This is a genomic window from Loigolactobacillus zhaoyuanensis (assembly GCF_003946385.1).
GTDB classification, from domain to species: Bacteria; Bacillota; Bacilli; order Lactobacillales; family Lactobacillaceae; genus Loigolactobacillus; species Loigolactobacillus zhaoyuanensis.
The window spans coordinates 1-26,133 of sequence record NZ_RHOE01000035.1 but is presented as its reverse complement, the minus strand read 5'-3'; the positions used below and the strand labels follow the sequence as shown (position 1 = coordinate 26,133).

Sequence of the window (26,133 nt, the reverse complement as noted above, 5' to 3'; positions counted from 1 at the left end):
CCAAGGAATCCAAGACGCGCTTAACCACCGGCCACGTCGGAGCTTGAACTACAACTGCGCCAGTGAACTATTCATTGATTTAGATGATTAACTATACCAATTTATAAGAATAGGTCGATACTGTTGCACTTGATTTGACAATTTGGGAATCAAAAAAGACTACCATTAGCGGTAGTCTTTTTTCGGAATTAATTCAGTTATAGTGTCGTTTAGCGATAACGTTTAATCGCTGCTACTGATTCATTTGCCGGGTAGTCAGCTGTTGGGAAAATTCTGACCCGACCTTGATAACGTAAAACTTGGTCGCAGATCTCCAGTAGCCAATCAGCAGCTGGGCTTGTAATCGATTCACGATCAATTAGTAAGGTGTCGATTTGTCCGGCAAGTGCTGCAGTGCGCAATTCTTCACGCTCGGTAGTCACTAATTTTTGGCTGACTGCCAGATCATAACGTTCACGTACGATCGCCAATAATTCTGCTTGCCACTCGGTTTGTAACGGTTCAAGTTCACTCGCTAATGCACCATTGGTTAAGTTCAGCGGCGAACGCTCGATCGTTAAATGTTCAGCTAAATAAGGATTACGCGCTAACTGGCGGAACAAGCTTTGATTTTCAGTTAAGGCGAAGAGCACCAGTGCCCGTTGCCGTTTTGTCGTGGTCTCACGTAAATAGTCAGCGACGGCTTGGTAATAGTTACGGTGATCGATCTCACGTTCCGCATCTGCGGTATTATGACCGTGATAGCTGGCGTGTTCACCATGGCCACCAGCGTGGGAATGAAAGTTAAGGTCACCACCACTGACTTCAGTCCCTAACGCTTTTTGCAACGTGGTTGGGGCTTCTTCTGGCAATGTAATGGGTTCAGCAATGCCTGCATTGACTTGGTAAAGCTGAAAACTGTCTCGATTAAGGCAGAGCAAATCGAAATTAAACGCTAATTGTTGCGCTGCGATCTGGGGTAATAAATTAGGCCAGCCACTGACACAAGCCTGCGCAGCTACGGCAGTATCTAAGCGCAATAATGTAGTATGGGCGGCACTAGTAATGATGCCAAAACTGGTGGGTAGCTCATCTTGCCAGTAGGGGATATCAGTCAGTAAAGGTGTTAATTGTTGTTCGTAAGGTTGCCACGATAAATTAGGAAAGTCAGCACTAAATTGTTGGGCGACTGTTTTATAAAGCTGCTTGATCGTTAGACGATTTTTATCGGCTTGTCGTGCCGGAGCCATTTCAAAATAAATTGAAACGAACGGGCCTTGGTCAAGTTCATTGAGTAATGTTTTCAAATCAGTAAAAGTAGTTGTGGTCATAAGCGTACCTCCTCAGATTGACTGTTGATATTAAGTAATGGTTACTTGATAATTTCAGCTTATCATGTTGTCGGTCGTAGATGCCACTTTGATACTTATCGGCCGCTGGATCAGAAATGAACTTTTGTGACTTCACCAGAACTGAAGCTACGTAAGCCGGTACTGGTGGTCAACACTAGCTCACCAGTAGCGTTAATTGTTTTGACTGTACCAGTAATACTTTGTTGACCTTGTTGCAAAGTGACGTTCCGGCCAATTAATAAGGAATGTTCCCGGTATTCGGCTAAAAATTCACCTTGGGTATAAGTTTGGTAGAGTTGGAAAAATTGATTCAAAATAGCACTGATCAGTTGGTTACGAGTGATCGGTGGCTGTTGCTGAAAAAGGGCGCCCACCTTGGACTGTAGCTCGGCAGGGATCACAGTTGAATCCGCAAAATTTAAACCAATACCGATCACTAAGTGGCTGATTTGCTGGCTTTCAAAATCAGTGATGGCTTCCGATAAAATACCACAAATTTTTTTACCTTGATAATACAAGTCGTTGACCCATTTAATATCAACGGAAATACCAGTGGTCGCCTTGATAGCACGAAAAACTGACATGGCCACTGCCGTTGTGAGCAGACCAACATCAGTTAATGGTTGGTCTGGCCGCAACAGAATCGATAAATAGATACCGCTTTGTTCAGGTGATACAAAAGTCCGACCATAGCGACCGTAGCCTGCAGTTTGCTGGTCAGCAATAAAAATTTGCGGACTAACACTGTTTTCTGCAGCGGCTTTTTTTGCTGATTGATTGGTGGACGCCAATTCTTTAAAAATATTCAATGGTAAATCAGTTAATGTTGCGTCAAGGTTTTGACGAATTAGCGGCGCACTTAATAAATCGGTTGGTTGATAGCGGTAACCTTGGTGAGGCTTAGTTTCTAGCTGATAGCCAGCTACTTTTAAAGCCTGAATTGCTTTCCAGACTGCCGTGCGTGAGATACCTAAAGCTTGGCCTAATTGTTCGCCGGAAAGGTATTTAGAAGGTTGCTCGATCAAAAGGGTCAATAGTTTTTCTTGAGTTGACATCGGCGTTACTCCATTCGTGAAAAGTTTCAATTTAAGCTTAGCTGGAAAAAAGTTAATTGACAATATAAAAATAATATCAAGTTAACATAACCTTTATTATGTTAAATGGTCTATAATGAAGTAAAAGGGGGCTTTTTTGTGACGTGGCAAGACTTTCTGCAACATAAGTTTGATCCAGCTGATTTGAAGACAAAGCAAGTCACGGTAGAAGTGCCAAACACTAAAGTGAAGCTAGTGCTTAAGATCAACACAGATGTGCTAGCTAAGCTAAACGAAGATGACGGTAAATTACAGCAACTTGTTAAACATTTACTTCGCCAACACCATAAGCAAACACGTGCTGAAACGATCGTAATCAATAAGCGTAATTTAAGAATCTTTCTGTAACCGCTGACAGGTGACTTTTAAAAAGAAGTTACTTGTTTTTTATTAGCTTCAAAGGTTGTTTAGTGGTGATAAAGTCTTGCGCTAATAATCGTTGGCGCAACTCGGCATCCGCACTATCTAAATTAACGCTAAAATGAGCTAATTTTAATTCTGCAAAAGTGAAGGCAGCTAAATAGTCAATGATTTCCGCCCGTGCAGCTTGCGTTAAGCGCTCGGGTCGATAAATAAATTTTAAATCAGCTTGTTGTGCAGAAAGATTGATCGATAGACTGGCAACACCATAAAATTGTTGGTCGGTCCGTTTAACGATCCCCCAGATCAACGCTTGATTATGCATGATCAATTGCATCGCTTGACTGATCACTTGGGCCATTTCGGTCATTGAACGCTCCGTTGGAATTGCTGCATGGATCGTTTTTAAAGGTGTTTGAGTCAGCCAATCTAATGTATAATTTGCACTCATCATTGGATGGTAATGTTCAAATTTTATCAAAATTATTCGCCTCTACTTTAAAATATTGTTGGCGCAAAATCAAATCGTTGATTGTCAAAGCCGCCGCAATTTCCTATAATTAGGTTAGGAATGAGGGAGCAGCAATATGGAAAATGAATCAGCAATAAAAATGTGGACGACTTTTACCACCGAGCACCCTGAAGTTAAAAGTGGCTTTGATGCCTGGTCGTTTGGTGCAAATCCGCAAATGGCCGATGATTTAGCTAATTTAGTTATTAAGCGAAAAAAAACTGCCACCGCATCAAATTATATCCTATATAAGTTGACCAATATGCCATTACCACAAGTTGGCGAATACAGTATTATTTTAGACGGTCACCAGCAAGCAGTTGCCATTATTCGTACAACTGCGGTAGATTTAGTGCCATTTGGTGATGTTAGTGCTGATCACGCCTTTGCTGAAGGTGAAGGTGATCGAACCTTGGCCTATTGGCGCCAAGTGCACAAAAAGTTTTTTACCGAGGAACTAGCTACGACACATGAGCCGTTTACCGAGCAAACTTTGGTCTTGTTAGAACGGTTTATGCTGTTGTATCATTATTAAGTAAACTACTCAGTTAGCATAATATTATTAGAAGGAGCACGCAAGTAAATGCATTATCAAAGTAAAGTTTTTACAACCTATACCCAAGAGTTAGAAAAACGTTTAAACAAAGTATTATTGGATATTAGCGATGAAGACCGGGAATTAGTTGACATTAAAATAACGCCGATCAATAGCCCTGACAATATTGATAGCGCAATGTTATTAGTGGTTGTCATTTCGCGTTAATGCAGGCAAGTCGTTCAATTTAAAAGTTGAGCGGCTTTTTTACTCTATTAAGAACTATAGTGTAATAATAATTTTAAGGGGTCTTAAAATGGATTATGAACAATGTGCTAACAGCGTTACTACGATAATTAAATCACACTGGAATGCGACCGCACCAGATCCAAAGCAAATGACGGTACCAGTAACATTTACGCATGATCGAAAAATTGCTGCTGGGTGTGTCGTATTTGTTGTTGAAGCAGATGGTAGCTATGAAGCCAAAGCTTTTGATAGCCGCTATCCATTGATCGACCAAACGATCCGTGACGTTTATCATGCAGCTTACTTTGAGTGTGATGATGATCTCGATAAAGTGCAGCCACTTATTGATGCGGTCGCTGCTAAATTAAAATAAAATGTTTCTATTAATAAAATAGCACTTCATAAGGAGTGCTATTTGTATGCTTGGAAAATTTAAATAAGCAGAAATAAAAACGCCTATTTCTAGGCGTTTATCACTTAACTTTTACTTGGCCAGTTCATAGATAGCTTGTGCATAAATGGCTGTTGCTTTTAAGAAGTCAGCTTTCAAAGTATATTCATTTGCTTGGTGCATCACATTTTTAGTTTCGTCGAAAAGGGCACCAAAGGCAACGCCACGCTTAAGCAAGCGTCCATAAGTACCGCCGCCGACAACGGCTTGGTGACCAGGTTTACCGGTACGCGCCTCAAAAACAGATAGTAACGTAGCGACCAACGGATCATCTGGCGATACGTAATGTGGTGTCATTGAATGAGCACTAGCTGTAATTTTCACTTGGTAAGTTGCTAGTGTTTGCTGGATATTTTCAATGATCGTAGCTGCATCAATGCCTTTAGGGTAGCGAACATTTAATAGTAAATCAGGCGTCTTGCCCGCTTGATAGTGGAACAAGTCAGGGCTAGCGGTCAAGTCGCCCATAATATCATCAGTATGGGCAATATTTAAATGTTGCCCGCGATCCGCTTGATGGAAATAGTCCTTGATCAGAGTCACATAAGCTTTACCTGCTTGATCAAGCGCCAAATCAGCCAAAAAAGCGGCCAAATAAGTTGCGGCATTGATGCCATCTTCAGGAGCCATCGAATGGGCGACCTTGCCGTTGATCGTTACGGTAATTTGATCAGCGGTTTGTTTTAGTTGACCTGTAACTGGATTGGCTGTCAAAAAGGCATCAAATTCAGCGGTGAAATCAGCTGTACCGGTGATAACGGCAGTAGCGTTTTGTGGCACCATGTTGCTACGCAGACCAGCAGTGAAACTTTCTAGCGTCAGCGCTGCAGCTGTGCTTTGGGCCAGAGTTGGAAATTGGATAGTTAAATCGGTGATACCTTTTTCGCCGTTAATAATTGGAAATTCTGCATCTGGTGAAAAACCAAAATCAGGCATTTTTTCCGTTTCTTGATAACGATTCAGTCCAGCCCAGCCAGATTCTTCGTCAGTACCGAAAATCAATTGGACTTTTTTACTAAGCGGTAAGCCAAGGTCGCGGACAATTTTTAAACCGTAATATGCTGCAACGGAGGGGCCTTTATCGTCACTAGTACCGCGGCCAATTAATTTACCATCCTGCTCGACTAATTTAAAGGGTTCGGTGGTCCAGCCATCGCCAGCGGGCACGACGTCCATGTGTGCAAAAATACCTAGTGCTTCATCACCGGCGCCATATTCAATGCGGCCAGCTAAGTTATCAATGTTTTTAGTGGTAAAACCATCACGTTCACCAAACGAGAGAACTTTAAGCAATGCATCCCGTGGGCCTGTACCTAAAGGCGCGCTGGCGGTTGTATGTTCATCATCACGTGAAGAATCAATCGCGATCAAGGTAGCAAGATCAGCCAGCATTTCTGGTTCACGTTGTTGTACTTCTTTTTCCCAATCAATTGTCATGTTATTGCACCTGCTTTCAATTAAGATAAAATAGACACTATCAGCGTATCATATTTAGTTGATCGGGTAATTAAAAAAGTCGCTTGGATTAGAAAAGGAGCACCATTAATGGGAATTTTAGTACAAGAGTTACTCAAGCTGCCGATAATTAATGGTCAACGCGTTAAATTGCGACCAGTGACGCTAGCGGATGCGGCCGCAATGTTTGCTTATGCCAGTGATGCAACCACGGCTGATTATATTTTTCCGGTCCATCATAGTCTAGAAGATAGCAAAAATACAATTTTAGATTTTTTTATGGCCCATCCGGCTGGACAATATGGAATTGCATTACGGGACAATGATTTATTAATTGGGACACTGCAGTTGCAGAACCTTGATGAATATAATCGTAAAGCAAGTTTAGCCTTTGTTTTGCATCCTAGTTATCAGCATCAAGGTTATATGCAGGAAAGTTTGCATGCTTTAATTGCTATATTATTCCAGCAAACCAGTATTCAGCGGCTTTATGCACTACATGAACCCGCAAATCAGGCCTCCGCAAAGGTGATGCTGGCCACAGGGATGCAACAAGAAGGACTACTCCAGCAAACTAGCTTTATCCGCCATCATTTTGTCGATGGCTGTTTACACGCCATTACACGCGAACAATATTTTAAAGGAGTCAATTGAGGATGAATGAGTTACAACAACAGCAATTAGCAGCAGCTACCACTTATATGCAACAAGTTTTGGGGAGCGATCATAGTGGTCACAGTGTGGATCATATACAGCGCGTCGTTCACTTAACAACGACCTTATGCCAGCAAGAACAAGTGGCTGCTTTTGTGCCATTAATGGCCGCAACGTTACACGATGTGATCGATGATAAAGTGGTGTCAGATGTTGAACAGGCGCGCCAAGCTTTGAGCAATTTTTTGGGCGCACAGCAGGTCAGCACAGCCGATCAGAACGAAATTTGGTTGATCATCGATCGATTGTCATTTAGTAAAAACTTAGACCAAAAGCAAGAATTGCCGTTAAATGGACAAATCGTTCAAGATGCCGATCGGCTCGATGCGATCGGTGCGATCGGTATTGCGCGAACTTTTTATTATGGTGGGCATACTGGCGCACCGTTATACGATCCAGCCGTCAAACCGCGGACGCAATTAGACAAGGCGACGTACCGCAAACAAAGCCCAGTGATCAACCATTTTTATGAAAAACTACTTCTGTTACAGGATAGTATGAACACCGCGAGCGCTAAAAAAATAGCTGCGCAGCGGCAGCAGGTAATGTTGACATTTCTAGATGAGTTTAAAGCTGAATGGCAGGGTGAAAGTTAGCAGTATTTAAAAATAAATGAGCGTGTTTTGTGGTGCATGTTTGACCCATAATTTTCAGAAATAAAAGCAGGACTGTGACTGAAATAACGTCACAGCCCTGTTTTTAATTTTTTTCATTAACGTGTTGGATGACTTGACCGAAGATATTGATGACATGATGATCTGCCAAAGAATAGTAGATGGCCTTGCCAGCGCGGCGATTTTTTACGAGGCCGGCTTGTTTAAGTGTTTGTAATTGGTGCGAGACCGATGATTGTGACATATCTAATACAGCAACTAGACCAGAAACGGAAAGTTCAGACTCAAACAGCGCATATAAGATCCGCGCGCGCGTTTTATCACCGAATACTTTAAACAAAGTTGTGATATGGTCTAGAACTGCTTCGTCCGGGATGGCCGCTTGAACCGCGGTGACTAGTTCAGTCGAAGTAACGGGATTTTTCACAAAAGGGCCTCCTCAGTGAGCATTAGTATAGGCAATTGCCAGTTGGCGCTCAAACTAAGGAATCATTAGAGCGTTTGAACCATATTATACCAGATAACCGGCACCATGCGTAGAAGCAGATTGACCATGATCGTCAAAACCAGCTGCTTCATAAAAAGGAATCAACCGTTGTTCGCAGGTTAATGTTATTGCTTGGCGTTGTTGGCTACGAGCCCGTGTGGCTAATTCGATCAGTAAGCGCCGCGCAACGCCATGTTTACGCCATGCTGGGGCAACCGCTAACCCTAATACGCTTTGGTAGCCACCTTGATTTGGATTTGGTTGCGTAGTCGTGAATAGATCATCAGTTAAATAAAGCTGGCTAATTACTGGGCCGTTAATGAAGCCAACGACTTGATCTTGCTCAGTTGCGACTAGAAAAGTATCGCTGATGGTAGCGATACGTGTTTTGAATGCAGTAGTTGTTGCTGCTTGGGCGGAAGTGAAGCCTGCCTGTTCAATTTTAATTAAGGCAGCTAGATCAGTGGGTCGAACCTGACGGATTTGCAAAATAAAGCCTCCTAGGTTATTATTTCGATCAATTATTTTTTGGATTAAATTGAGCCTGCAAATAAATTGGTTTGGGTGCTAACAGTGATCGTTGCAACAAGCTTAAAGGCAAATTTTTAACCGGGGACCTTAAATAGTCACTGAAATTAGGAAGTTTAAGGTCAGTCAGCTTGGCGCAGGGTAATAATTGCTGATATTGATTTTCTTGTTCGGCTCCAGCTAAAGTGATCAGTGTTTGTTCAGCTGGTAGCCAGCCTTGTTGATCTAATTCAAACCAAAGCTGGCCGTTAATTAATTTAGCCGCGGTAATGGTGGCATTTTGGCTACCTTGCAGCCGACCAGTGATTTGTTGGGGCTGACTCGGACTGGCAACTAGTGGATAGCTTATTTGCTGAGGTTTAAGGCTGACTTTGCCAGCAAGATAAGGTGCCGCTAATAAAGCATCGCTACCGAAATTTAAATAGTCGGTATTGACCCAGCGTTGTGCGTTTACCGCGGCGTAAGTGTGTTGTGGGCTAGTCACTAAGCTATTCAGTGAATAAGTTTGTTGTGCCGCTAACGGTGTTGCTGCAGTCCAAGTTAAGTAGGGATTCGTGGCGCTGTCCACACGATGAGTTGCAGAAACAGTTGCAGCAGTCGCATCTAGTACAGTAAGGTGTGTACCGCGCTTAGCTTGATCGTAGTCACTGGCTAACTGAGGATAATTAGTCACAATACCATCAATATCATCTAGACTAGTGCTTGCCAATGCGTCCGCCTGCTCATCCATATCGCTCCACACTAGTACCTTTTTGCCTAACGTATGCATTTGTTGCAAAAATGTGGGTGTCGCTAAGGCGGTATCAAGATTGATACCAGTCAGGTAGGGCATTGTGTCAAAGTTAAGGTCACTGAGCTCGTTAACGATCAAATAACGGGGCACAGTTGGCAATAGCTGACTAAATGATTCCACACTAGCGGCAGAAAAGGACTGCACTAGTACACGATTTTCCATGTGATATTGTTGGACTAGTGCGGCTACCTTAGCCTCCATGTCAGTAGGCTTATTTTTTTTACTTTTCTTAGTTTCTAAAACAAAACGCGCTTGTGGTTGATTTTGATATTCAGCAAATAACTCAGCCAGTGAGTGGATGGATTCACCATTATTCTGTGTAATTTGCTGTAACTGGGCAAAATTAGTCTTACTAATACTAATATCTTGACCGCTGATCCGTTCTAGATTCGCATCATGGGCGATCACTAAAGTTCCGTCTTGACTTTCACGTAGATCGAGTTCGGCATAGCGGGCGCCGGCGGCAAATGCATCATTGAAACTTTGAAACGTTTCTTCAGGTGCGGCCAAAGGATCACCACGATGACCAATTACTGTAAAACCGCTAAATATGAAAAAAGCACTCAAGTATAACGATAGACGCAACAGTAATCTATATGAGCGCAATAATTTTTTTTGTTGCACAGAATCACATTCCTAACGATTAAGACATTTTTGAATTGGGGATAAACACTAAAATAAAGCTAGAACGAGCGCTGATTAAATAGCACCGTAATATTCGACTAAATAAATAGCGACAATATACTGTAATAGTATAGCCGATTTGCAAATTGAATGTAAACTCAACTAACAATGGAAAAGGACTGTATTTCCTTTTGTTTTTCTAGTATACTATTTTCAGATTACTGCTCAAGTATCGAGGGGAGGACCGACCAGTATTACCGTAAACATAAATGAAAGAAGGATATGGGATGTACTTAGTTGTCAATATTGTCGGAATTTTTATCTTTCTTGCTATTGCGTTCGCGTTTTCAAAAAACCGACGCAATATTAAGTGGCGCTCCATTATTTTAATGTTAGTTATCAATGTCGTTCTGGCATGGTTCTTTACTAGTTTTTCAATTGGAACGGAAATTGTTAAGGGTGCCGCTGACGGATTTAACTGGTTAGTTGATGTGGCTTATGAGGGGATCGCATTTGCCTTATCAAGTTGGGTCCATGTCAAGAGCATGGATTTTGTTACCAGCGCATTATTACCGATCCTGATGATCGTGCCATTATTTGATATTTTAACCTATATCGGCGTGTTACCTTTTATTATTAAATGGATCGGCCGCGGGTTAGCTGTCATCACCGGCCAACCTAAGTTTGAATCGTTTTTTGCCGTTGAAATGATGTTTTTGGGCAATACTGAAGCCTTAGCTGTTTCTAGCTTACAATTGAAGCAAATGAGAGCTGAACGTGATTTAACTTTGGCTATGATGTCGATGAGTTGTGTGACCGCATCAATTTTAGGGGCGTATACCCAAATGATGCCCGGTCAATATATTCTGACTGCGGTACCGATCAATATTATCAATTCTATTATTGTGACGAATTTGCTAAATCCATTAACCGTAACACCTGAAGAAGATACAATTGCCAAGATGTCAGGTAGCAATAGTAATGCAACCGACGAGACAGAAGGCACGCCAGCTAAGCGGGAACCATTTTTCTCTTTCTTAGGCGATTCTATTTTGGGTGCTGGTCGCTTAATTCTGATCATTGCAGCTAACGTAATTGCCTTCGTTGCTCTGGCTGCCTTGATCGATAAGATCCTGATGCTAGTTAATCCATGGCTGACCTTAGAACATATTCTAGGGATCATTATGTTCCCATTTGCTTGGTTAACAGGGTTGGATGTTCACGATGCTTTCAAATTTGCCCAATTCATGGGAACTAAATTAGTTACTAATGAATTTGTGGTCATGGGTAAAGTGACTGGAACGATCAACGATTACGCACCACATTTTAAAGCAATGTTAACGGTCTTCCTAACCTCGTTCGCTAATTTTTCAACGGTTGGAATGGTCATTGGTGCCTTCAAAGGTATCGTAGATAAGGAAAAGAATGATTTGATCTCAGCTAATGTTGGGTACCTATTACTTTCTGGAATCCTTGTTTCTTTGTTATCAGCCGGAATCGTCGGCGTCTTTGTTTGGTAGCACGAGAACGTTTTATTAAAATAAGATCATCTTCACTAAAAGCTAGCCGTAAGGCTAGCTTTTTATTTATCGATTTTCAATGAAGCGCTTTCTGTGCTGATTGAAATCAGGTAAGGGCTATGCTATGATTTTTGTGTACGACTAGCGTGATCAGCGCATGGAGAAATAGTCAATTAGTGTAGGTATTATCAACGAAAGAGGGAGTAGAGATGGCGCGAAAGAAAATGATCCTTGATTTAGATACGGGGATCGATGATGCATTAGCGATCGCGTATGCGTTGGCTAGCGAAGAAGTGGATCTTATTGGTATCACCAGTATATATGGTAACGTGATCACAACAGCAGCGGGTCAAAACAGTCTAAAGATCCTTGAATTATTGGGACGTACGGATATTCCTGTTTATTTAGGCTTGTCACATTCCTCAACGACAGATCAATTTGCTGTGATGCAAGTTAGCAAGGATATTCACGGCGTCAATGGTATTGGCGAAGTTAACCTGCCGCAGCCACAGCGGACAGTAGAAGCGACAGCAGCGGTTGATTTCATGATTGCGTCTGCACGTCAATATGGCGATGATTTGATCATTGTGCCGACGGGGCCGATGACTAACTTGGCTGCTGCCTTAGCACAAGCGCCAGAATTAACTGCCTTGGTTGGCAATGTGACCTTCATGGGTGGTGCCTTGACTGTACCAGGTAATGTAACTGAAGTCGGCGAAGCTAACATTAATCAGGATCCAGCCGCCGCTGATCAAGTGTTGCGCAGCCAACTTAGTTTAACCATGGTGGGCTTAGACGTGACTTTACGAACTTTGTTAACAAAGCAAGAAACACAGTTGTGGCGTGATCTAGGGACCAAGTCTAGTATTGCTTTTGCCGATATTGTTGACTATTACATCGATGCCTATGCCGCATTAAATCCACAATTGCATGGTTGTGCACTCCATGATCCATTGGCCGTGGGTGTAGCGATAGATCCTAGCTTAGTTCAGACTATTGGCCTGAATATGAAGGTTGAAACGGATGCACCTTTTGCTGCCCGTACAGTGGGTGATGTTGAGCGACTAAATGTACCAACAACTAACGTTCAAGTGGCCGTTAATGTGGATGTGCCAACGTACTTGAAGCGGTTTATGCACCGATTAACAGCATTATTTGCCCAGCATTAAGCAAGTTATCTTTTAATAATTATAGAATAAGGGGAATAAATGATGACACAAGATGAATTAAAAAAAATGGTTGGCGATCTAGCTGCAACTTATGTTCAAGACGGTATGGTAGTAGGACTAGGAACGGGTAGTACCGTTAAATTTATGGTTGATGCACTAGGTCGGCGTGTTGCAAACGAAGGCTTGAAAATTGTTGGTGTACCAACCTCTGATCGAACAGCTGAACAAGGCCGTCAGCTTGGTATTCCGATCAAAGCAGTTGATGAAGTCGACCAAATTGATTTAACAATCGATGGCGCCGATCAGATCGATGACGACTTTCAGGGAATTAAAGGCGGTGGTGCTGCGCATTTATTTGAGAAAATCGTGGCAGTTAATTCTAAGCGTAATATGTGGATCGTTGATGAATCAAAAATGGCAACACAATTAGGTAGTTTTCCGCTGCCATTAGAAGTGATCCCATATGGTAGCCAGCAACTATTCAAACGCTTGGCTGCTAACGGCTTACAACCCACTTTCCGGGAAGCAAACGGCAAACGTATCTTAACTGACTCAAAAAATTACGTGATCGATCTACATCTAGGTCAAATTGACGATGCTTTCCAATTGGCACGCTACCTCAACCAACAAGTTGGTGTTGTCGAACACGGTTTATTTTTAAATGTTGTCAACACGGTTATCGTTGGTTACGCAGATGGCCCTAAAGTTTTAAACGCGCCTGAACGGCCTGATTATCGCGATATTCAAGGCTAAATCGTGCATGTTTCAACTTAGCGAATTGAGCTTTAGTTGAATGGCCATCGCCACGAACATGGGAAACTTTTTGGGGACAAAAAGTAACCTTAATAGTGAGATAGAGCCATGTTTCAACTCAGCGAATTGAGCTTTAGTTGAATGGCCATCGCCACGAACATGGGAAACTTTTTGGGACAAAAAGTAACCTTAATAGTGAGATAGAGCCATGTTTCAACTTAGCGAATTGAACTTTAGTTGAATGGCCATCGCCGCGAACATGGAAAACTTTTTGGGACAAAAAGTAACCTTAATAGTGAGATAGAGGGGAAATACTATGGTAAAAAAGATTATTCTAGATTGTGATCCGGGGCATGATGACGCGATTGCGCTGATGATGGCGGTTGCGTCACCGGAAATTGATTTATTAGCAGTGACCGCGTCAGCTGGTAACCAAACGCCACAAAAAACGTTGAACAATGTTTTGCGAATGCTAACACTTTTAGGTCAAACGGATATTCCAGTAGCTGGTGGTAATCAAAAACCGCTGCTACAAGATCTGCAAGTTGCTGCAAGTGTTCATGGGGAGACTGGCTTAGATGGTGCGACTTTACCAGAACCTGGTTTTGCAGCACAATCGATTACGGCAGTAGAATTAATTGCTAAGACATTACGCGCTAGTACAGTACCTGTGACGTTGGTTGTGACTGGGCCGATGACAAATGCTGCATTATTCTTATCCGTTCATCCAGAGTTGAAGTCGAAAATATCACAAATTGTGTTTATGGGTGGCGCTATGGGTCTCGGTAATTGGATGCCACAGGTTGAATTTAATATGTTTGTGGATCCGGAAGCAGCTAAAATTGTGTTTGATGCGGTTATTCCATTAGTGATGGCTGGTTTAGATGTGACTCATAAGGCGCAAATCTTGCCAGCAGACGTAATCGCTTTTCGTGAGCTCAATAACCCGGTGGCGCTGGCAATCGCTGATTTATTAGATTTTTATCATATTTATTATAGCCAGCCTAAGTGGGGCTTCAAAGGCACTCCAGTTCATGATCCATGTACGTTAGCGTGGCTGATCGCACCAGAAATGTTTACAAGTGTAAAACGGCCATTAGATATTGAAACGACAGGCAAGTTGACTCGTGGCGAAACGATCGTTGATTACTATGAATTAACTGGTGAACCAGCTAATGCGGAAGTTTTATTAGACATTGACCGTGAAAAATTTGTTGATTTACTAGCGAAATGTTTGCAAACTTTCGCTTGATCTAGAATAGATTTAACTATTTATGCTGGTGATAGGTATTTGGGAAAATTAAGTTATTTCACGATTGTGGAATTTTAAGAAAGCGGTTTGAATATGCAGATAACAGTCACAAATGAAACTGACTTACGTGAGTTGATCAACAAAGATGATCCTGAGGCAAAAAGCGCACTTTTATTTTTCCTGATTCCCGTTGATAAAGCCAGCATATCCCGGGTTGGTTTTAATCAGACTAGTGTGCCCACACCAAATAAAACAACTTTAAAAGTTGAATATCAGGGTAAATATGTTACTGGTTATTATATTACGCAAGTCACCGAAAATCAGTATGAGTTACTAGCTAATAACTTTAAAAAGCTGCGTAATTATACGTTTGTACAGACTTTTAAGCTAACAGCACCACTAGCGATAAATACGGATAATGATTTGATTGATAACGATTAAATTTGATTTTGATTAGAAAGCATCAATTTAAATTAAGAAATAGGTAGATTAATTAACATTTTCGTGTTATCTTGTAGGTAACCATTTATTTATTTCCTCTAACAAAAGCAAAAACGTCTACAACACACCCAGTAGGCGTTTTTACTTTTGCAATTATGAAAGCCATTTCAAAAAATCGTTGACACGATATAAGCAAACTGGTATATTCATGTTGTAAGGTATTTCATCATTACCTTTAAATCAATTCTCTTTCTCTCTTATGCCGACCACTGTTCCGCAGACAGTGGTTATTTTTGTGCGCTTTTTTAAATAGTGATTGGTTAAAAGGGTTGGCAAGCGCTGAAAAACATTCTAAAATAGACTATTGAATGTGAGGCGAAGAAATGCAATTAGCAAAGAACCTGAAAACCACACGCTTAGAATTGAACGTACTTACGGTGACGGATTTACCAGTTTTATTGAAGCTGTGGTCTGATCCTGAAGTAACTCGGTTTATGAACATTGAACCGATGCAATCGTTGGCCGAAGCTGAACAAATGGTAGATTTATTTACACAAGCTTTTGCCGATGGCAGTGCAGTTCGTTACGGAATTTGGCAACAACAGCGCTTGATTGGTACTTGTGGATATAACGAAATTAATTGGCAACTGCAACGAGCTGAGATTGGCTATGAACTACAAACAGTTGCTTGGGGACAAGGACTGGGTACTGAAGCGGTCGGCGCGTTGGTAAAGGATGCGTTTCAGCGTTTATCATTGCAACGTTTAGAAGCTTTTGTTTTACCAGAAAATATTGCTTCAAGCCGTGTTTTGCAACATAATTATTTTCAAAAAGAAGGCCGCTTGCGGTGCTACGAACAAACAAGTAGTGGGTTGAGTGATGTTGACCTATATAGCTGTATTCGTGATTTAGACATGAGGAGATAGTGACTTTGATTACAATTGATTTAATTCAAGAAATTACACGAATTGACGGCACCACCTATTTTGACATCAGTAATATGGTTATGAACGGTCGCGCTGAACTTGCAGCAATCCATGGATTGATTAAACAGGTCCGCATTATTCAGTTAAATATTCCACGTTCAACGGCGGTGGCTGCGTATGAGGACTATTTAAATGCACATTTTACATTGCCACCGGAGAATTTTACTGAATGGCAAGAATGGCTGCCTGAAGTAGGCACACAAAGTGAAACAGAGTATCATACGATCATTCGTGAAAACCACATTGGCTAGTGATTGATTTATTAAAACAAACAAATAAAAAATCACAGAAACAATTATATATAAAACGCTTAGCACCAGCAGTTTGATCCATTAATATAATAAATCACTGAAATTTTGTTTAAAATTTTTTTGCAATAATGAGGATAATATGGTATAAATTTATGTATTGATTTATTAATTGTCCAGTAGTTCAGCGGTAGAATACCGGTCTGTTAAACCGTAGGTCGCTGGTTCGAACCCAGCCTGGACAGTCAAGCTAGTCGTCAATAGGTGTTAAGCTAGGAGTTACTCTGGCTTGACGCCTATTTTTTTAACAATTTATAAACAATTATTATGCTAATTTATCTACAATATTCTTGGTGAGTAGTAAATTTAAACTAATTCACTGCTTTTTTAAGGCATTAAGGTTATGCTAAATATAGATGATTTAAAAAGTGGGTGACTTAATGCAATACTTTACAGCAGATACACATTTTTTCCATGAGCAACTCTTGGGTAATAATGATTTTGCACCGCGTCTATTTTCTTCAATAACGGAAATGAATCAAGCAATTATAACTGCGTGGAATCAGCGAGTGACTGATCGGGATGTTGTGTATCATTTAGGTGATATCGCTATGCATCCCAGCAACTATCCAAGCAATGAAGAGGTTTTAACGATTTTGCAGCAATTAAATGGCCAATTAGTACTTATTAAAGGTAATCACGATAACCGAGCTTTATTTAAATTTTTGGCTAAGCACAATTCGTTGTTAGGCCCTGACCGACCTAAATTTCAATTTCATGATGTTGGCGTTTTGATCAAGGCTGATCATTTTCAATTTTTTATGACTCATTATCCTTTAATGATGGGAATCACGAAACAAACGATAAATTTACATGGCCACATTCACCATTCAAGTGTGCCGATTGCTGAGAACATCAACGTTGGTGTTGATGCCCCTGAGTTAGAACTATTAGCCAATAAAATACCGTTTGGGACGCCATTATCTGTAGCGGAAATATTTGAAATCTACCATAAAAAGCAGGCGCTGCTTGCAAATGGAAAAGATTAACAGTTTATTAGTAATCACATTGATTTTTAATCTTGACTCAATTATGATTAACTTAAAATAAGTTAGCTCATGGAGGGTTGAATATGGTAGTACCAACCAAATCTTTGGTCAAATTTCAAGAAGCAGTTGTCACGCGTGCACTGCCGGAAAATCAACAAGCAGTGACTGACCTTTTGCAATTAGCCATATTAAAATATCAGACAGGTCAGATGACCTTGGCCTACCTGGAATACAGTCTGTTTCCCCAACTATTGCCATTACTACAGGCTGATCAAGTTTTAGCGATCAAACGGTTATTTCAGCAATATGGTCAAACAGACTAGTTGTCGTTTGTTTGAAATGATTTTTCACGCTAAGCTAACATTTATTCAGTTGATAGCGTAAAATAGATAACAAAAGCGTCAGCGTTTATTTTATAAGCCAAGATTTAAGGCCATGCTCATAGTGAACAGTTTTACCAATAAACAACCAATTTTGTGTAGTAGAGCCATGTTTCTTGCGGCGTGTACTTTGCCACAAGAATGTCATCGTCCGGAACGTCAAAGTTTATTGGTGTTTTTACCAAGTAAACAACCAATTTCGTGTAGTAGAGCTATGTTTCTTGCGGCGCGTATTTTGCCACAAGAATGTCATCGTCCGGAACATCAAAGTTTATTGGTATTTTTTACCAATAAACAACCAATTTCGTGTAGTAGAGCCATGTTTCTTGCGGCGCGTATTTTGCCACAAGAATGTCATCGTCCGGAACATCAAAGTTTATTGGTGTTTTTTACCAATAAACAACCAATTTCGTGTAGTAGAGGAGTCACGGTAATGACGGAAAGTATCCATATCTTGCATACAAACGATCTACACTCACATTTAGAACATTGGCCGCGAATTCGCCGCTGGTTACTAGCAGAACAAGCAAAGTGGCGGCAACTTGGCGCAACGGTGGTGACACTTGATATTGGCGATGCAATGGATCGGGTTCACCCGTTGACTGAGGCAACGGATGGTCGTGCAAATGTGGCTTTGTTTAATCAAATCGGTTACGATGCGGTGACGATCGGTAATAATGAGGGGATCGGCAATTCGCAGGCGCAGCTGAATCAGCTTTATGATCAGGCCAATTTTGATGTGGTTTTAGCCAATTTACAGGATCGTGAAACCGGGCAACAACCTAAATGGGCTATGCGCACTAAAATTATTACGACGGCTGCGGGTACGCGGATCGCTTTATTTGGGTTAACGGCCCCTTATCTGTCGACTTATCGGCCGAATGGATGGGAGCCTAAATTAGCCCAACAAGTTTTGCCAGGTCTACTAGCGGAATTAACGGGTAAAGCCGATGTTTTAGTTTTGCTGTCACATCTAGGCTTAGATGTTGATAAATGGTTGGCCAAAAATTATCCAGCACTGACGGTGATCATCGGTAGCCATACGCATCATTTGTTGGTGAATGGCCTACTGGTCGGAGATTCATTGTTGGCGGCGGCAGGGCGTTATGGGCAATATATTGGTCACATTACATTGACGATCGATGATCAACATCAGGTGCAAACCGAGCGTGCTAGTGTGGTTAAAACAAGAGACTTACCAGTAGCGACAGGTGATGCAGCGGAAATTGCCGGCTATCGGCGTAGCGGACACCAGCAATTAAAGCGACAAAAGATTGCAACATTACCGCAAACCTTAACCACACAACCAATCGGTAATTCGCCGCAAATGCAATTAGCTTTACACGCAGTAGCCCAAACTGCTGGAACGGATGTTGTTTTGCTAAATACCGGAATTTTTCTTGCGCCGTTTAAAAAGGGAATATTAACTGCAGACGACCTGCACAAAGCGTTGCCACACAGCATGCATTTATTACGTGTTCAGTTACATGGCTATGATATTTGGCGCTTGGTGCAAGAAATTGAGAAAACTCGATTATTTTTACGCCATTTTAAATTGCATGGACTGGGTTTTCGTGGTAAGTTATTTGGCGACATGGTTTATCAGGGCTTGCACTGGGACCCCGCTGAGCGGACGGTTACATGGTGTGGTCAACCACTAGAGCCTGAGCGGATTTATACGTTAGCGGCAGTGGATACGTATTTATACTTTCCGTTTTTCCCGACCATTGAAATTATGGGCGCGACTGAAGTGCTTTTTCCAGGTGTTTTGCGTAATGCCATTGCAGATTATTTGAAGAGTAACGAGCTAAAGTGAGGTGTACAATGAACACTGATAAAAAACAAACTAAATCAGCTGAAAAGCCGGCAACGATCAATGTGGCAGCAGAGATTGCAGCAGCTGCGCAAGCCGATGAAACACCAGAAGTAGAGCGTGTTTTAATGGAGTCGGCCACGATGCTGACCATTGATGGCCGGCCTTATGAATTAGTGACTAATTATCATGAGGGTTTTGATAAAGATAAGCTGGCAGCGCGTTTTAGCGATATTCTAGCTAAATATGATTATATAGTTGGTGATTGGGGCTATGAACAACTGCGGCTAAAAGGCTTTTATGCCGAAAATAATAAGCGGGCCCACCGTGACCAATTAATTACGACGTTAGAGGATTATCTCTATGAATATTGTAATTTCGGTTGCGCTTATTTTGTATTGCAACGCATTGGGACACCCAAACGTGAGACGACTAGTTCTGCACCTAAAAAACGGCGCTCACGGACACCGCGCCGGCGGCAACAAGCGCATACTAGTGAGCAGCGCGAACAGGTCGATCCATTGAAAAAGAAAAACTTACGTGCGGAAACGAATGAAAAAACAGCGCGTAAACGACATTTTACGATCCGGAATCAAAAAACAACCAAAAAAGTACATTAAGCGCCTATATGTGGAGGGAATAAGTAATCAGCATGCAGAAGAAATACAAGGCTTATTTTATTGATTTAGATGGTACGTTATATCGAGGCAAGGAAAAGATTCCAGCAGCGGCCCGTTTTATTGCTCGGCTGCAAGCCGCAGGGATCCCTTTTTTGGTTCTGACTAATAATACAACGCAAACACCAGAAACCGTTGCCCGAAATTTAACGGCTAATTATGATATGCAGATCGCGCCAGAGAATGTTTACACAGCTGGTTTAGCAACGGCAGATTATTTAACGCGGTTAAACTTAGGCAAGACTGTCTATGCAATCGGCGAATTAGGCCTGAAACAGGCGTTACTTAATCAAGGTTTTACGTTTGCTGAATATAAGCCAGACTATGTGGTGGTTGGGCTAGATTGGGATGTGACGTATCGTAAGTTTGAGAAGGCGACGCTGGCGATTCAACGTGGCGCTAAATTTATTGGTACTAATGCAGATACTAACTTGCCTAACGAGCGCGGTTTAGTCCCAGGAGCAGGTTCAGTGATTGCCTTAGTTGAACGTTCGACCCAGCAACGTGCAACTTATGTCGGTAAACCAGAACCGATCATGTTAGAATCGGCGTTGGCTCATTTTGGTTTGGACAAATCAGAAGCAATCATGGTCGGTGATAATTACAATACGGATATTATGGCGGGGATCAATACTGGCGTAGATACGTTATTGGTTTATACCGGTTATTCGAAGCCAGCTGATATCGAAAAAGTGGCGGTTAAACCAACTTATGAAATTACGAGCTTGGATCAATGGGAGGTCTAGCGGGTTATCGAATTAAACGCAGCCTATATTGGTCTTGCTTATTTTTATGCTTGCTAAGTTGGGTGATCTTACTGACGTTTAGCTCGACCTGGTTATACCGCTTAGATGTGCATGTATTGGGCATTTTAACTGATGTGCCAATGACCGTCGCACGCTTAATGCACAATTACCATCAAATGATCGCTTATGTACTTTTTCCGTGGATCCAACATTTACAAATGAGCGATTTTCCCAGTTCTTATGCCGGCGCTCAGCATTTTGCTGATGTGAAGCAGCTGGTTCTAGTCAATAATCTAGTTTTACTGGTAACTACGCCAATCAGCGTTTATTTTCTGCGGCAGCTACGGCGACAAAAATTACTTTGGCAAATGATCCGGCCGGTTACGGTGATGGCGATGATTCCATTTGGGCTATTATTATTGCTACTAGCCAATTTTCAGACGTTTTTCACTGATTTTCATCAGGTGCTTTTCCGTAATTCTGATTGGTTGTTTGATCCAGCAACTGATCCAATTATTATTGTCTTACCGGAAGAATTCTTTATGCATTGCTTTATTCTAGCAATTATTTTGTTCGAAGGTTGTTTGCTGATCGGTTGGTTAATTGGTCGGCGAGCACTGAATCAAATAAAATAGCGTTGCCGCCAAATTTGGTAGCAACGCTATTTTCTATAGTGATTCTGGTTTGTGATTGAAACGATTTCGGAGGTAGGTGAAAATTATTGGTAGTAAAGAGATGCCAATAATACCTAATACTACCAAGGAGAAGTTATCTTGAACCAGCGGAATATTGCCAAAGAAGAAGCCAGCACCGGAACACAGTGCAACCCATAAAAAGCCACCCAGTAAATTATAGTGAATGAACTTCCGATAATTCATGTGGCTACCACCGGAAATAAATGGGGCAAATGTGCGGATAAATGGCATAAAGCGGGCAATCGCAATTGTCTTACCGCCATGTTTATTGAAGAAGGCCTCGGCTTGCGTCAATTTCTTCTGATCAAGAAAGCGACCAAAAAATGAATGGTTACTGGCCGCGAGACCAACGCGCTTACCGATTTCATAGTTGGCACTGTCGCCGAGTACGGCTGCCGCAAAGAAAATAATCACTAGCCACCAAATGTTCAGGTTAAATGCTTGGTTAGCTGCAAGCGCGCTGGCGGCAAATAGTAATGAATCACCAGGTAGAAATGGTAAAATCACGACGCCGGTTTCGATGAAGATCATCAGGAATAAAATCAAATAGCTAGAATTACCGAATTGATTGACGATGGTCACCAAGTGTTCGTCGATGTGTAAAATAAAATCAATTAATTGGGGCATTACTGTCTCCTTTTCGTGGGTAAAGTGGTAAAAGATTATCCGCGCTCAGTCAAAAAATCAGCCAGCGGGACAGGCTCCTATTTAGTTAATTGGTTTGGTCTAGCTAGTATACCGGAAAAATAGGTCTTGGCATAGGGAATTTAAAAAAATCGGACTAAAGCCGCAGATAAAGGTTTAGTCCGATTTTCTTAGTAGTTGTCTTCTAATTCGGGATGAGCATGAGCCAAGCGACTGGCAGCCGCTGCGGCTACTGCGCCAACCAAGTCATCAAGGAAGGTGTGAATGATGCCAGGTTCATGTGCGTTTAACTTAGCTAGAATTCCTGGTTTAATCTTGTCAATATAGCCATAATTAGTTGAGCCGATTGAACCATAAACATTAACAATGCTTAAAGCCATGACCTCATCGATGCCGTAAAGCCCTTCATCGGCTTCGATAATTTCTTGTAGTGGTGTCATTAGCTGATTTTTTTCGGCGAGTAGATCTAGTTGAATACCAGTCATGATCGCATTTTGAATTTCTCGCTTACGTAAGACGACTTGTACGCTGGTAAGACATTCAGCCAGTGTTAAATGCTGAATGTAATCTTTTTGCAAAAACATGACGAGATCAGCGATGTCTTCCAAGGTGACACCGCGCTGTGTCAATAATTGTAAAGTCGTTTCGTATAACTTAGTTTGTTTAGGTGTCATTTTAATTAATGCTCCAATTGTGTACTGTGTAAAGGTTGCCGGCGTTCAGGATATAAATTAACTGCAATATCATTAATAGCAGTCGGTGCTTCGCCAAAGCCAGCGGCAATTAATTTGACTTTACCGGGATAGGTGATGCAGTCGCCAAGACCGTAAATACCAGGGATGCTGGTTTCCATATTTTCATCGACTTTCAATAAGCGGTGATCTAATGGTAGCTTCCAGTTGCGCAAAGCGTGGTTATCAGCTGTAAAGCCATAATTAACTAATAGCGCATCGACAGCTAGATTGGCGTGTTCTTCACTTTTGACCCGTTTGAGATCTAAAGTTAATTCCGCATCATTAGTGATACCATCGATCAAGTAAGGCGTCATTAATTCGACACTCCCTTGATGCAAGCGTTCGACACTAGATTCTAAGCCGCGGAATTGGTCACGCCGATGAATCAAATAGACTTTTTTGGCAATACCTTCTAAGGTCAACGCCCAGTCAATGGCGGAATCACCACCGCCGGCGATCGCCACCGTTTTGCCGGCAAAATCAGCCACATTTTTAACAAAATAAAAAATACGTTGATTTTCTAAAGCTTGATCGTAATCAATGGCCAATTTCCGTGGGGCAAAGGAGCCGCCACCGATTGCTACGACGATGCTGCGGCTTTTACGTTCACCTTTAGTCGTGGTTAAGGTAAAGGTATCGCCGTCTTTAGTAATGGCAGTCACTTCTTCGTTAGTTGCAACTGTCGGCGCAAAATCGGGGAACACGGTCATTTGATTATGCAAGGCGTCAATTAATTGCGCACCCTTAATGCCAGCAAAACCAGCCACATCACGGATCATTTTTTCTGGATAAAGCGTGCTGACTTGACCGCCAAGCTCCGGTAGACTTTCAACGACTAAGGTATCTAACTGGCGCATACCAGCGTAAAATGCGGTGAACATGCCAACTGGGCCGCCACCGATCACGGTAATATCATAAATATGTTCAGACTCAGACAAAATCCTGTCTCCTCCTTAATATGGTGAACTTATTAATAATTGCTACTCTAGCACAAAGTAATAGGTAAGGACAAGAGTCGGTAGGTCGGCCTGGTGATAATTTTCTAAGAAGGAATCGCTAGTTCATGTTATAATAATGACTGCGTAATAATAAAAAACAATTGCTGAGTTAACGCCAGTTAATATGGCTGCTTAGCATCAACGGAGGTCAAAAAAATGAGCTATCCTCAAGTCGCATTAAATGAAGTGACTGGACCAAAAGCAACGATCAAAACTAATCTTGGTGATATCGTGGTTCAACTTTTTCCAGAACAAGCACCAAAAACGGTGGCTAATTTTATTGCCCTAGCCAAAAACGATTACTATAATGGTGTCACTTTTCACCGAGTGATTCCTGATTTTATGATTCAAGGTGGCGACCCAACTGGGACTGGTGCTGGTGGCGAAAGTAGTTTCGGCGGGCCCTTTGCTGATGAATTTTCCGATGAAGTCTTTAATTTGAATGGCGCTTTGTCAATGGCCAACGCTGGTCCTAACACAAACGGCAGTCAATTCTTCATTGTAACTAATCAAAATGTTCCAGCGGATATGATCGCACAGATGCAAGGTGCTGGTTATCCAGATGAGATCATTGCTGAATACAAAAAAGGTGGTACTCCCTGGTTGGATCATCGCCATACCGTGTTTGGCCAAGTATTATCTGGGTTAGATACCGTAGCAAAAATTAGCCAAGCTAAGCGTGATACGCAGGATAAGCCAGTAACCGATATTGTTATGGAAGCCGTAACGATCACTGATTAATTTAAATTAAGCTGAAATAGTGTGGTATCGGACTTACGTAGCCTGATCACCGCGCTATTTTTTTATGGTTAACTTGCAGGGTACCGTCGGCTTGGCTATAATGACATGTTAGATCAGCTACTTTTTAATATGAGCGTTACCAGAATATCAATGACATTAATGAAGGAGGCACTGAAATGACTTATCATATTGGTGATATTATCGAGGGAACCGTGACCGGGATCCAGCCATATGGCGCTTTTATTGCCCTTGATGAAGAAACGCAGGGACTGATCCATATTTCTGAATGTCAACACGGATATGTCAAAGATATTCACCAGATTTTACACATTGGTCAGCAGATCAAGGTGCAGATCCTAGATATTGATGAATTTACGCATAAAATCAGTTTGTCGCGGCGAACATTGGTGGAAAGCCCAACTACTACGGAACGTTATCGACGTAAATATTATTGGACCAGCCGTGACGAGCACACAGGCTTTAAGCCGATTGCGGAGCGATTGCCTATCTGGGTGGCAACGGCGCTTGAAGAACTAGTTAACGAATAGCGCAAACCGTTTAGCACAACTATTCTGTGAAGGACAAGGAGAGTTATCATGAAGCAAATCGCGGGAACGATCATGTTGATCGATCGAGCTGGCGCACCTAAATTTCTAGTAAATAAAGCTGCAAATCAGTACCATTTGATAATGACTGAACAGAAAACAGCATTAACACCACTGGCAAGTGTTTTAGGGCTGTTCAAGAATCAGTTGGGAATAGATGTGACTGATCTGCGGTTAGATGAACTTAGTAATGTGGTTATTCAAGATAAAAATATTTCATTGTTTATATTTGAATGGGGTACATTGGCGACAACACAAGTATCAGAGAATATCGTTGCTTTACAGGCGCACGGATATACATTTGAACATCCAAAAGAGCTACGTAGCTTGTTAAAGCAAATTGATATGAGCGGTGTACCACATTTTAATTAAGACGATCGATAGGTAATCCACTACAGGTATTAAATTAATCTTTTGCTTGACGCTGCGGCTAAATGTTGATATAGTATTTGTTGTTGTCAGTTACGGCGCGTAACGTTGAAAAAAGTTTTTAAAACTTTTTATTGACACGGCTTGCTGAACTTGATAAACTATTAAAGTTGTCACTTGTTGAGTTATACATCTCTTCCTGCATAAACATGCAGAAGGGAAGCTTGGCTTAACAAGGTATAGCTAAATTAGTTTTAACTAGCTTGAATATTTATCCAAAAAAGTTCTTGACAGATTTTATCCGTCATGCTAAACTAATTAAGTTGTGTTGAGCAACGACAGTAGATCTTTGAAAACTGAACAAAGTTTCGACAAATCAAATGTGTAGGGTCTTTATTTTTTACTGGTTTTCGGACTGGTCGAAGTAAAGCAAACATTTGCGAAGTCAATTCAATTTGAATTATAACTCGCTAGCAACAAAAACAATTGAGCAATCAATTTTCATTTTATATGAGAGTTTGATCCTGGCTCAGGATGAACGCTGGCGGCGTGCCTAATACATGCAA

General features: G+C 41.6%; 32 protein-coding genes, 1 tRNA gene and 1 rRNA gene. 24 read left to right on the top strand and 10 right to left on the bottom strand.

The features are described 5' to 3' along the window. Positions 1-209: 209 nt before the first annotated feature. The gene (locus tag EKM76_RS08225) at positions 210-1,310 is read right to left on the bottom strand and encodes a baeRF6 domain-containing protein (RefSeq protein ID WP_125550208.1); all 1,101 of its coding nucleotides are present in this window, start codon (positions 1,308-1,310) and stop codon (positions 210-212) included. 110 nt (positions 1,311-1,420) lie between these two features. Then, positions 1,421-2,386 (bottom strand): biotin--[acetyl-CoA-carboxylase] ligase, encoded by a 966-nt coding sequence (locus EKM76_RS08220; RefSeq protein WP_125550207.1) that lies wholly within the window; start codon positions 2,384-2,386, stop codon positions 1,421-1,423. 138 nt (positions 2,387-2,524) lie between these two features. Between EKM76_RS08220 and EKM76_RS08215 the strand changes: the two genes are divergently transcribed. Beyond that, positions 2,525-2,773 (top strand): hypothetical protein, encoded by a 249-nt coding sequence (locus EKM76_RS08215; RefSeq protein WP_125550206.1) that lies wholly within the window; start codon positions 2,525-2,527, stop codon positions 2,771-2,773. Positions 2,774-2,801: 28 nt separating this feature from the next. On the opposite strand, the gene EKM76_RS08210 is transcribed toward EKM76_RS08215, so the two are convergent. Further along, positions 2,802-3,239 carry an alanine acetyltransferase gene (locus EKM76_RS08210; protein ID WP_225417901.1) on the bottom strand — a complete coding sequence of 146 codons (438 nt, stop codon included), beginning with the start codon at positions 3,237-3,239 and terminating at the stop codon, positions 2,802-2,804. Positions 3,240-3,372: 133 nt separating this feature from the next. Here EKM76_RS08210 and EKM76_RS08205 point away from each other — a divergent pair, with 133 nt between their 5' ends. The 3 genes from EKM76_RS08205 (at position 3,373) to EKM76_RS08195 (ending at position 4,453) form a co-directional block, all read left to right on the top strand. Further along, a complete protein-coding gene (locus EKM76_RS08205; protein WP_125550204.1) occupies positions 3,373-3,831 on the top strand; it encodes an ASCH domain-containing protein in 459 nt (152 codons plus the stop codon). Positions 3,832-3,879: 48 nt separating this feature from the next. Continuing rightward, entirely contained in the window at positions 3,880-4,059 is a 180-nt protein-coding gene (locus tag EKM76_RS08200) for a hypothetical protein (RefSeq protein WP_125550203.1), read from the top strand. Between the two features lie 88 nt (positions 4,060-4,147). Then, positions 4,148-4,453 (top strand): hypothetical protein, encoded by a 306-nt coding sequence (locus tag EKM76_RS08195; protein ID WP_125550202.1) that lies wholly within the window; start codon positions 4,148-4,150, stop codon positions 4,451-4,453. A gap of 111 nt (positions 4,454-4,564) precedes the next feature. Here EKM76_RS08195 and pepV read toward each other — a convergent pair whose 3' ends face one another. Further along, the gene (pepV, locus tag EKM76_RS08190) at positions 4,565-5,968 is read right to left on the bottom strand and encodes a dipeptidase PepV (RefSeq protein WP_125550201.1); all 1,404 of its coding nucleotides are present in this window, start codon (positions 5,966-5,968) and stop codon (positions 4,565-4,567) included. Positions 5,969-6,076: 108 nt separating this feature from the next. Between pepV and EKM76_RS08185 the strand changes: the two genes are divergently transcribed. Beyond that, positions 6,077-6,640: a GNAT family N-acetyltransferase gene (locus EKM76_RS08185; RefSeq protein ID WP_125550200.1), complete on the top strand. Its 564-nt coding sequence runs from the start codon at positions 6,077-6,079 to the stop codon at positions 6,638-6,640. A 2-nt stretch (positions 6,641-6,642) separates the two neighbouring features. After that, positions 6,643-7,296, top strand: a complete 654-nt coding sequence (locus EKM76_RS08180; protein WP_125550199.1) for an HD domain-containing protein — start codon at positions 6,643-6,645, stop codon at positions 7,294-7,296. 103 nt (positions 7,297-7,399) lie between these two features. Here the strand turns inward: EKM76_RS08180 and EKM76_RS08175 are convergent, their stop codons facing one another. The 3 genes from EKM76_RS08175 to EKM76_RS08165 form a co-directional block, all read right to left on the bottom strand. Next, on the bottom strand, positions 7,400-7,741 hold the full coding sequence (locus tag EKM76_RS08175) for an ArsR/SmtB family transcription factor (protein ID WP_125550198.1): 342 nt from the start codon (positions 7,739-7,741) through the stop codon (positions 7,400-7,402). A gap of 84 nt (positions 7,742-7,825) precedes the next feature. After that, entirely contained in the window at positions 7,826-8,290 is a 465-nt protein-coding gene (locus tag EKM76_RS08170) for a GNAT family N-acetyltransferase (RefSeq protein WP_386794889.1), read from the bottom strand. Between the two features lie 28 nt (positions 8,291-8,318). Beyond that, positions 8,319-9,746 carry a glycerophosphodiester phosphodiesterase gene (locus tag EKM76_RS08165; RefSeq protein ID WP_125550197.1) on the bottom strand — a complete coding sequence of 476 codons (1,428 nt, stop codon included), beginning with the start codon at positions 9,744-9,746 and terminating at the stop codon, positions 8,319-8,321. Between the two features lie 287 nt (positions 9,747-10,033). On the opposite strand from EKM76_RS08165, the gene EKM76_RS08160 reads away from it, so the two are divergent. From EKM76_RS08160 to EKM76_RS08095, 14 genes are all read left to right on the top strand, one after another. Next, positions 10,034-11,266: a NupC/NupG family nucleoside CNT transporter gene (locus EKM76_RS08160; RefSeq protein ID WP_125550209.1), complete on the top strand. Its 1,233-nt coding sequence runs from the start codon at positions 10,034-10,036 to the stop codon at positions 11,264-11,266. 209 nt (positions 11,267-11,475) lie between these two features. Beyond that, positions 11,476-12,435: a nucleoside hydrolase gene (locus EKM76_RS08155; RefSeq protein ID WP_125550196.1), complete on the top strand. Its 960-nt coding sequence runs from the start codon at positions 11,476-11,478 to the stop codon at positions 12,433-12,435. Between the two features lie 42 nt (positions 12,436-12,477). Beyond that, positions 12,478-13,188, top strand: coding sequence for a ribose-5-phosphate isomerase RpiA (gene rpiA, locus EKM76_RS08150; protein WP_125550195.1), 711 nt, complete (start codon positions 12,478-12,480; stop codon positions 13,186-13,188). A gap of 316 nt (positions 13,189-13,504) precedes the next feature. Next, positions 13,505-14,440, top strand: coding sequence for a pyrimidine-specific ribonucleoside hydrolase RihA (gene rihA, locus EKM76_RS08145; RefSeq protein WP_125550194.1), 936 nt, complete (start codon positions 13,505-13,507; stop codon positions 14,438-14,440). A gap of 93 nt (positions 14,441-14,533) precedes the next feature. After that, positions 14,534-14,881: a hypothetical protein gene (locus EKM76_RS08140; protein ID WP_125550193.1), complete on the top strand. Its 348-nt coding sequence runs from the start codon at positions 14,534-14,536 to the stop codon at positions 14,879-14,881. A 383-nt stretch (positions 14,882-15,264) separates the two neighbouring features. After that, positions 15,265-15,807, top strand: a complete 543-nt coding sequence (locus EKM76_RS08135; RefSeq protein WP_125550192.1) for a GNAT family N-acetyltransferase — start codon at positions 15,265-15,267, stop codon at positions 15,805-15,807. Between the two features lie 5 nt (positions 15,808-15,812). Further along, entirely contained in the window at positions 15,813-16,118 is a 306-nt protein-coding gene (locus EKM76_RS08130) for a hypothetical protein (protein ID WP_125550191.1), read from the top strand. A 170-nt stretch (positions 16,119-16,288) separates the two neighbouring features. Next, positions 16,289-16,360, top strand: a tRNA-Asn gene (locus EKM76_RS08125). Positions 16,361-16,555: 195 nt separating this feature from the next. Next, positions 16,556-17,164: a metallophosphoesterase gene (locus EKM76_RS08120; protein WP_125550190.1), complete on the top strand. Its 609-nt coding sequence runs from the start codon at positions 16,556-16,558 to the stop codon at positions 17,162-17,164. An 83-nt stretch (positions 17,165-17,247) separates the two neighbouring features. Next, on the top strand, positions 17,248-17,487 hold the full coding sequence (locus EKM76_RS08115; RefSeq protein ID WP_125550189.1) for a hypothetical protein: 240 nt from the start codon (positions 17,248-17,250) through the stop codon (positions 17,485-17,487). 490 nt (positions 17,488-17,977) lie between these two features. Then, complete coding sequence (locus EKM76_RS08110) at positions 17,978-19,360, top strand: bifunctional metallophosphatase/5'-nucleotidase (RefSeq protein WP_125550188.1); 1,383 nt, start codon at positions 17,978-17,980, stop codon at positions 19,358-19,360. Positions 19,361-19,368: 8 nt separating this feature from the next. Then, positions 19,369-19,977: a YutD family protein gene (locus EKM76_RS08105; protein WP_125550187.1), complete on the top strand. Its 609-nt coding sequence runs from the start codon at positions 19,369-19,371 to the stop codon at positions 19,975-19,977. 32 nt (positions 19,978-20,009) lie between these two features. Then, positions 20,010-20,780, top strand: a complete 771-nt coding sequence (locus EKM76_RS08100; protein WP_125550186.1) for a TIGR01457 family HAD-type hydrolase — start codon at positions 20,010-20,012, stop codon at positions 20,778-20,780. After that, positions 20,768-21,415 (top strand): TIGR01906 family membrane protein, encoded by a 648-nt coding sequence (locus EKM76_RS08095; RefSeq protein WP_125550185.1) that lies wholly within the window; start codon positions 20,768-20,770, stop codon positions 21,413-21,415. Before EKM76_RS08100 ends, EKM76_RS08095 begins: the two co-directional genes overlap by 13 nt. A gap of 33 nt (positions 21,416-21,448) precedes the next feature. Here EKM76_RS08095 and EKM76_RS08090 read toward each other — a convergent pair whose 3' ends face one another. From EKM76_RS08090 to EKM76_RS08080, 3 genes are all read right to left on the bottom strand, one after another. Then, positions 21,449-22,102: a VTT domain-containing protein gene (locus tag EKM76_RS08090; RefSeq protein ID WP_125550184.1), complete on the bottom strand. Its 654-nt coding sequence runs from the start codon at positions 22,100-22,102 to the stop codon at positions 21,449-21,451. A gap of 188 nt (positions 22,103-22,290) precedes the next feature. After that, positions 22,291-22,794, bottom strand: a complete 504-nt coding sequence (locus EKM76_RS08085; protein ID WP_125550183.1) for a phosphatidylglycerophosphatase A family protein — start codon at positions 22,792-22,794, stop codon at positions 22,291-22,293. A gap of 5 nt (positions 22,795-22,799) precedes the next feature. Next, positions 22,800-23,792, bottom strand: a complete 993-nt coding sequence (locus EKM76_RS08080) for an NAD(P)/FAD-dependent oxidoreductase (protein ID WP_125550182.1) — start codon at positions 23,790-23,792, stop codon at positions 22,800-22,802. 216 nt (positions 23,793-24,008) lie between these two features. Here EKM76_RS08080 and EKM76_RS08075 point away from each other — a divergent pair, with 216 nt between their 5' ends. The 4 genes from EKM76_RS08075 to EKM76_RS08060 all read left to right on the top strand — a co-directional run. After that, positions 24,009-24,593, top strand: coding sequence for a peptidylprolyl isomerase (locus EKM76_RS08075; protein WP_125550181.1), 585 nt, complete (start codon positions 24,009-24,011; stop codon positions 24,591-24,593). A gap of 176 nt (positions 24,594-24,769) precedes the next feature. After that, a complete protein-coding gene (locus EKM76_RS08070; protein ID WP_125550180.1) occupies positions 24,770-25,141 on the top strand; it encodes a CvfD/Ygs/GSP13 family RNA-binding post-transcriptional regulator in 372 nt (123 codons plus the stop codon). 48 nt (positions 25,142-25,189) lie between these two features. Continuing rightward, the gene (locus tag EKM76_RS08065) at positions 25,190-25,570 is read left to right on the top strand and encodes a hypothetical protein (RefSeq protein ID WP_125550179.1); all 381 of its coding nucleotides are present in this window, start codon (positions 25,190-25,192) and stop codon (positions 25,568-25,570) included. A 503-nt stretch (positions 25,571-26,073) separates the two neighbouring features. Continuing rightward, positions 26,074-26,133, top strand: a 16S ribosomal RNA gene (locus EKM76_RS08060); the annotation flags it as partial.

What these genes read in the sequence shown, in the direction of transcription:
- EKM76_RS08200 (WP_125550203.1), top strand. Translation starts at nt 3,880, where the DNA reads ATGCATTATCAAAGTAAAGTTTTTACAACCTATACCCAAGAGTTAGAA.
- EKM76_RS08195 (WP_125550202.1), top strand. Translation starts at nt 4,148, where the DNA reads ATGGATTATGAACAATGTGCTAACAGCGTTACTACGATAATTAAATCA.
- EKM76_RS08085 (WP_125550183.1), bottom strand. Translation starts at nt 22,794, where the DNA reads ATGACACCTAAACAAACTAAGTTATACGAAACGACTTTACAATTATTG.
- rpiA (WP_125550195.1), top strand. Translation starts at nt 12,478, where the DNA reads ATGACACAAGATGAATTAAAAAAAATGGTTGGCGATCTAGCTGCAACT.
- EKM76_RS08225 (WP_125550208.1), bottom strand. Translation starts at nt 1,310, where the DNA reads ATGACCACAACTACTTTTACTGATTTGAAAACATTACTCAATGAACTT.
- EKM76_RS08155 (WP_125550196.1), top strand. Translation starts at nt 11,476, where the DNA reads ATGGCGCGAAAGAAAATGATCCTTGATTTAGATACGGGGATCGATGAT.
- EKM76_RS08140 (WP_125550193.1), top strand. Translation starts at nt 14,534, where the DNA reads ATGCAGATAACAGTCACAAATGAAACTGACTTACGTGAGTTGATCAAC.
- pepV (WP_125550201.1), bottom strand. Translation starts at nt 5,968, where the DNA reads ATGACAATTGATTGGGAAAAAGAAGTACAACAACGTGAACCAGAAATG.
- EKM76_RS08105 (WP_125550187.1), top strand. Translation starts at nt 19,369, where the DNA reads ATGAACACTGATAAAAAACAAACTAAATCAGCTGAAAAGCCGGCAACG.
- EKM76_RS08185 (WP_125550200.1), top strand. Translation starts at nt 6,077, where the DNA reads ATGGGAATTTTAGTACAAGAGTTACTCAAGCTGCCGATAATTAATGGT.
- EKM76_RS08075 (WP_125550181.1), top strand. Translation starts at nt 24,009, where the DNA reads ATGAGCTATCCTCAAGTCGCATTAAATGAAGTGACTGGACCAAAAGCA.
- EKM76_RS08210 (WP_225417901.1), bottom strand. Translation starts at nt 3,239, where the DNA reads ATGATGAGTGCAAATTATACATTAGATTGGCTGACTCAAACACCTTTA.
- EKM76_RS08160 (WP_125550209.1), top strand. Translation starts at nt 10,034, where the DNA reads ATGTACTTAGTTGTCAATATTGTCGGAATTTTTATCTTTCTTGCTATT.
- EKM76_RS08205 (WP_125550204.1), top strand. Translation starts at nt 3,373, where the DNA reads ATGGAAAATGAATCAGCAATAAAAATGTGGACGACTTTTACCACCGAG.
- EKM76_RS08090 (WP_125550184.1), bottom strand. Translation starts at nt 22,102, where the DNA reads ATGCCCCAATTAATTGATTTTATTTTACACATCGACGAACACTTGGTG.
- EKM76_RS08135 (WP_125550192.1), top strand. Translation starts at nt 15,265, where the DNA reads ATGCAATTAGCAAAGAACCTGAAAACCACACGCTTAGAATTGAACGTA.
- EKM76_RS08095 (WP_125550185.1), top strand. Translation starts at nt 20,768, where the DNA reads ATGGGAGGTCTAGCGGGTTATCGAATTAAACGCAGCCTATATTGGTCT.
- EKM76_RS08070 (WP_125550180.1), top strand. Translation starts at nt 24,770, where the DNA reads ATGACTTATCATATTGGTGATATTATCGAGGGAACCGTGACCGGGATC.
- EKM76_RS08220 (WP_125550207.1), bottom strand. Translation starts at nt 2,386, where the DNA reads ATGTCAACTCAAGAAAAACTATTGACCCTTTTGATCGAGCAACCTTCT.
- EKM76_RS08120 (WP_125550190.1), top strand. Translation starts at nt 16,556, where the DNA reads ATGCAATACTTTACAGCAGATACACATTTTTTCCATGAGCAACTCTTG.
- EKM76_RS08115 (WP_125550189.1), top strand. Translation starts at nt 17,248, where the DNA reads ATGGTAGTACCAACCAAATCTTTGGTCAAATTTCAAGAAGCAGTTGTC.
- rihA (WP_125550194.1), top strand. Translation starts at nt 13,505, where the DNA reads ATGGTAAAAAAGATTATTCTAGATTGTGATCCGGGGCATGATGACGCG.
- EKM76_RS08110 (WP_125550188.1), top strand. Translation starts at nt 17,978, where the DNA reads ATGACGGAAAGTATCCATATCTTGCATACAAACGATCTACACTCACAT.
- EKM76_RS08180 (WP_125550199.1), top strand. Translation starts at nt 6,643, where the DNA reads ATGAATGAGTTACAACAACAGCAATTAGCAGCAGCTACCACTTATATG.
- EKM76_RS08100 (WP_125550186.1), top strand. Translation starts at nt 20,010, where the DNA reads ATGCAGAAGAAATACAAGGCTTATTTTATTGATTTAGATGGTACGTTA.
- EKM76_RS08065 (WP_125550179.1), top strand. Translation starts at nt 25,190, where the DNA reads ATGAAGCAAATCGCGGGAACGATCATGTTGATCGATCGAGCTGGCGCA.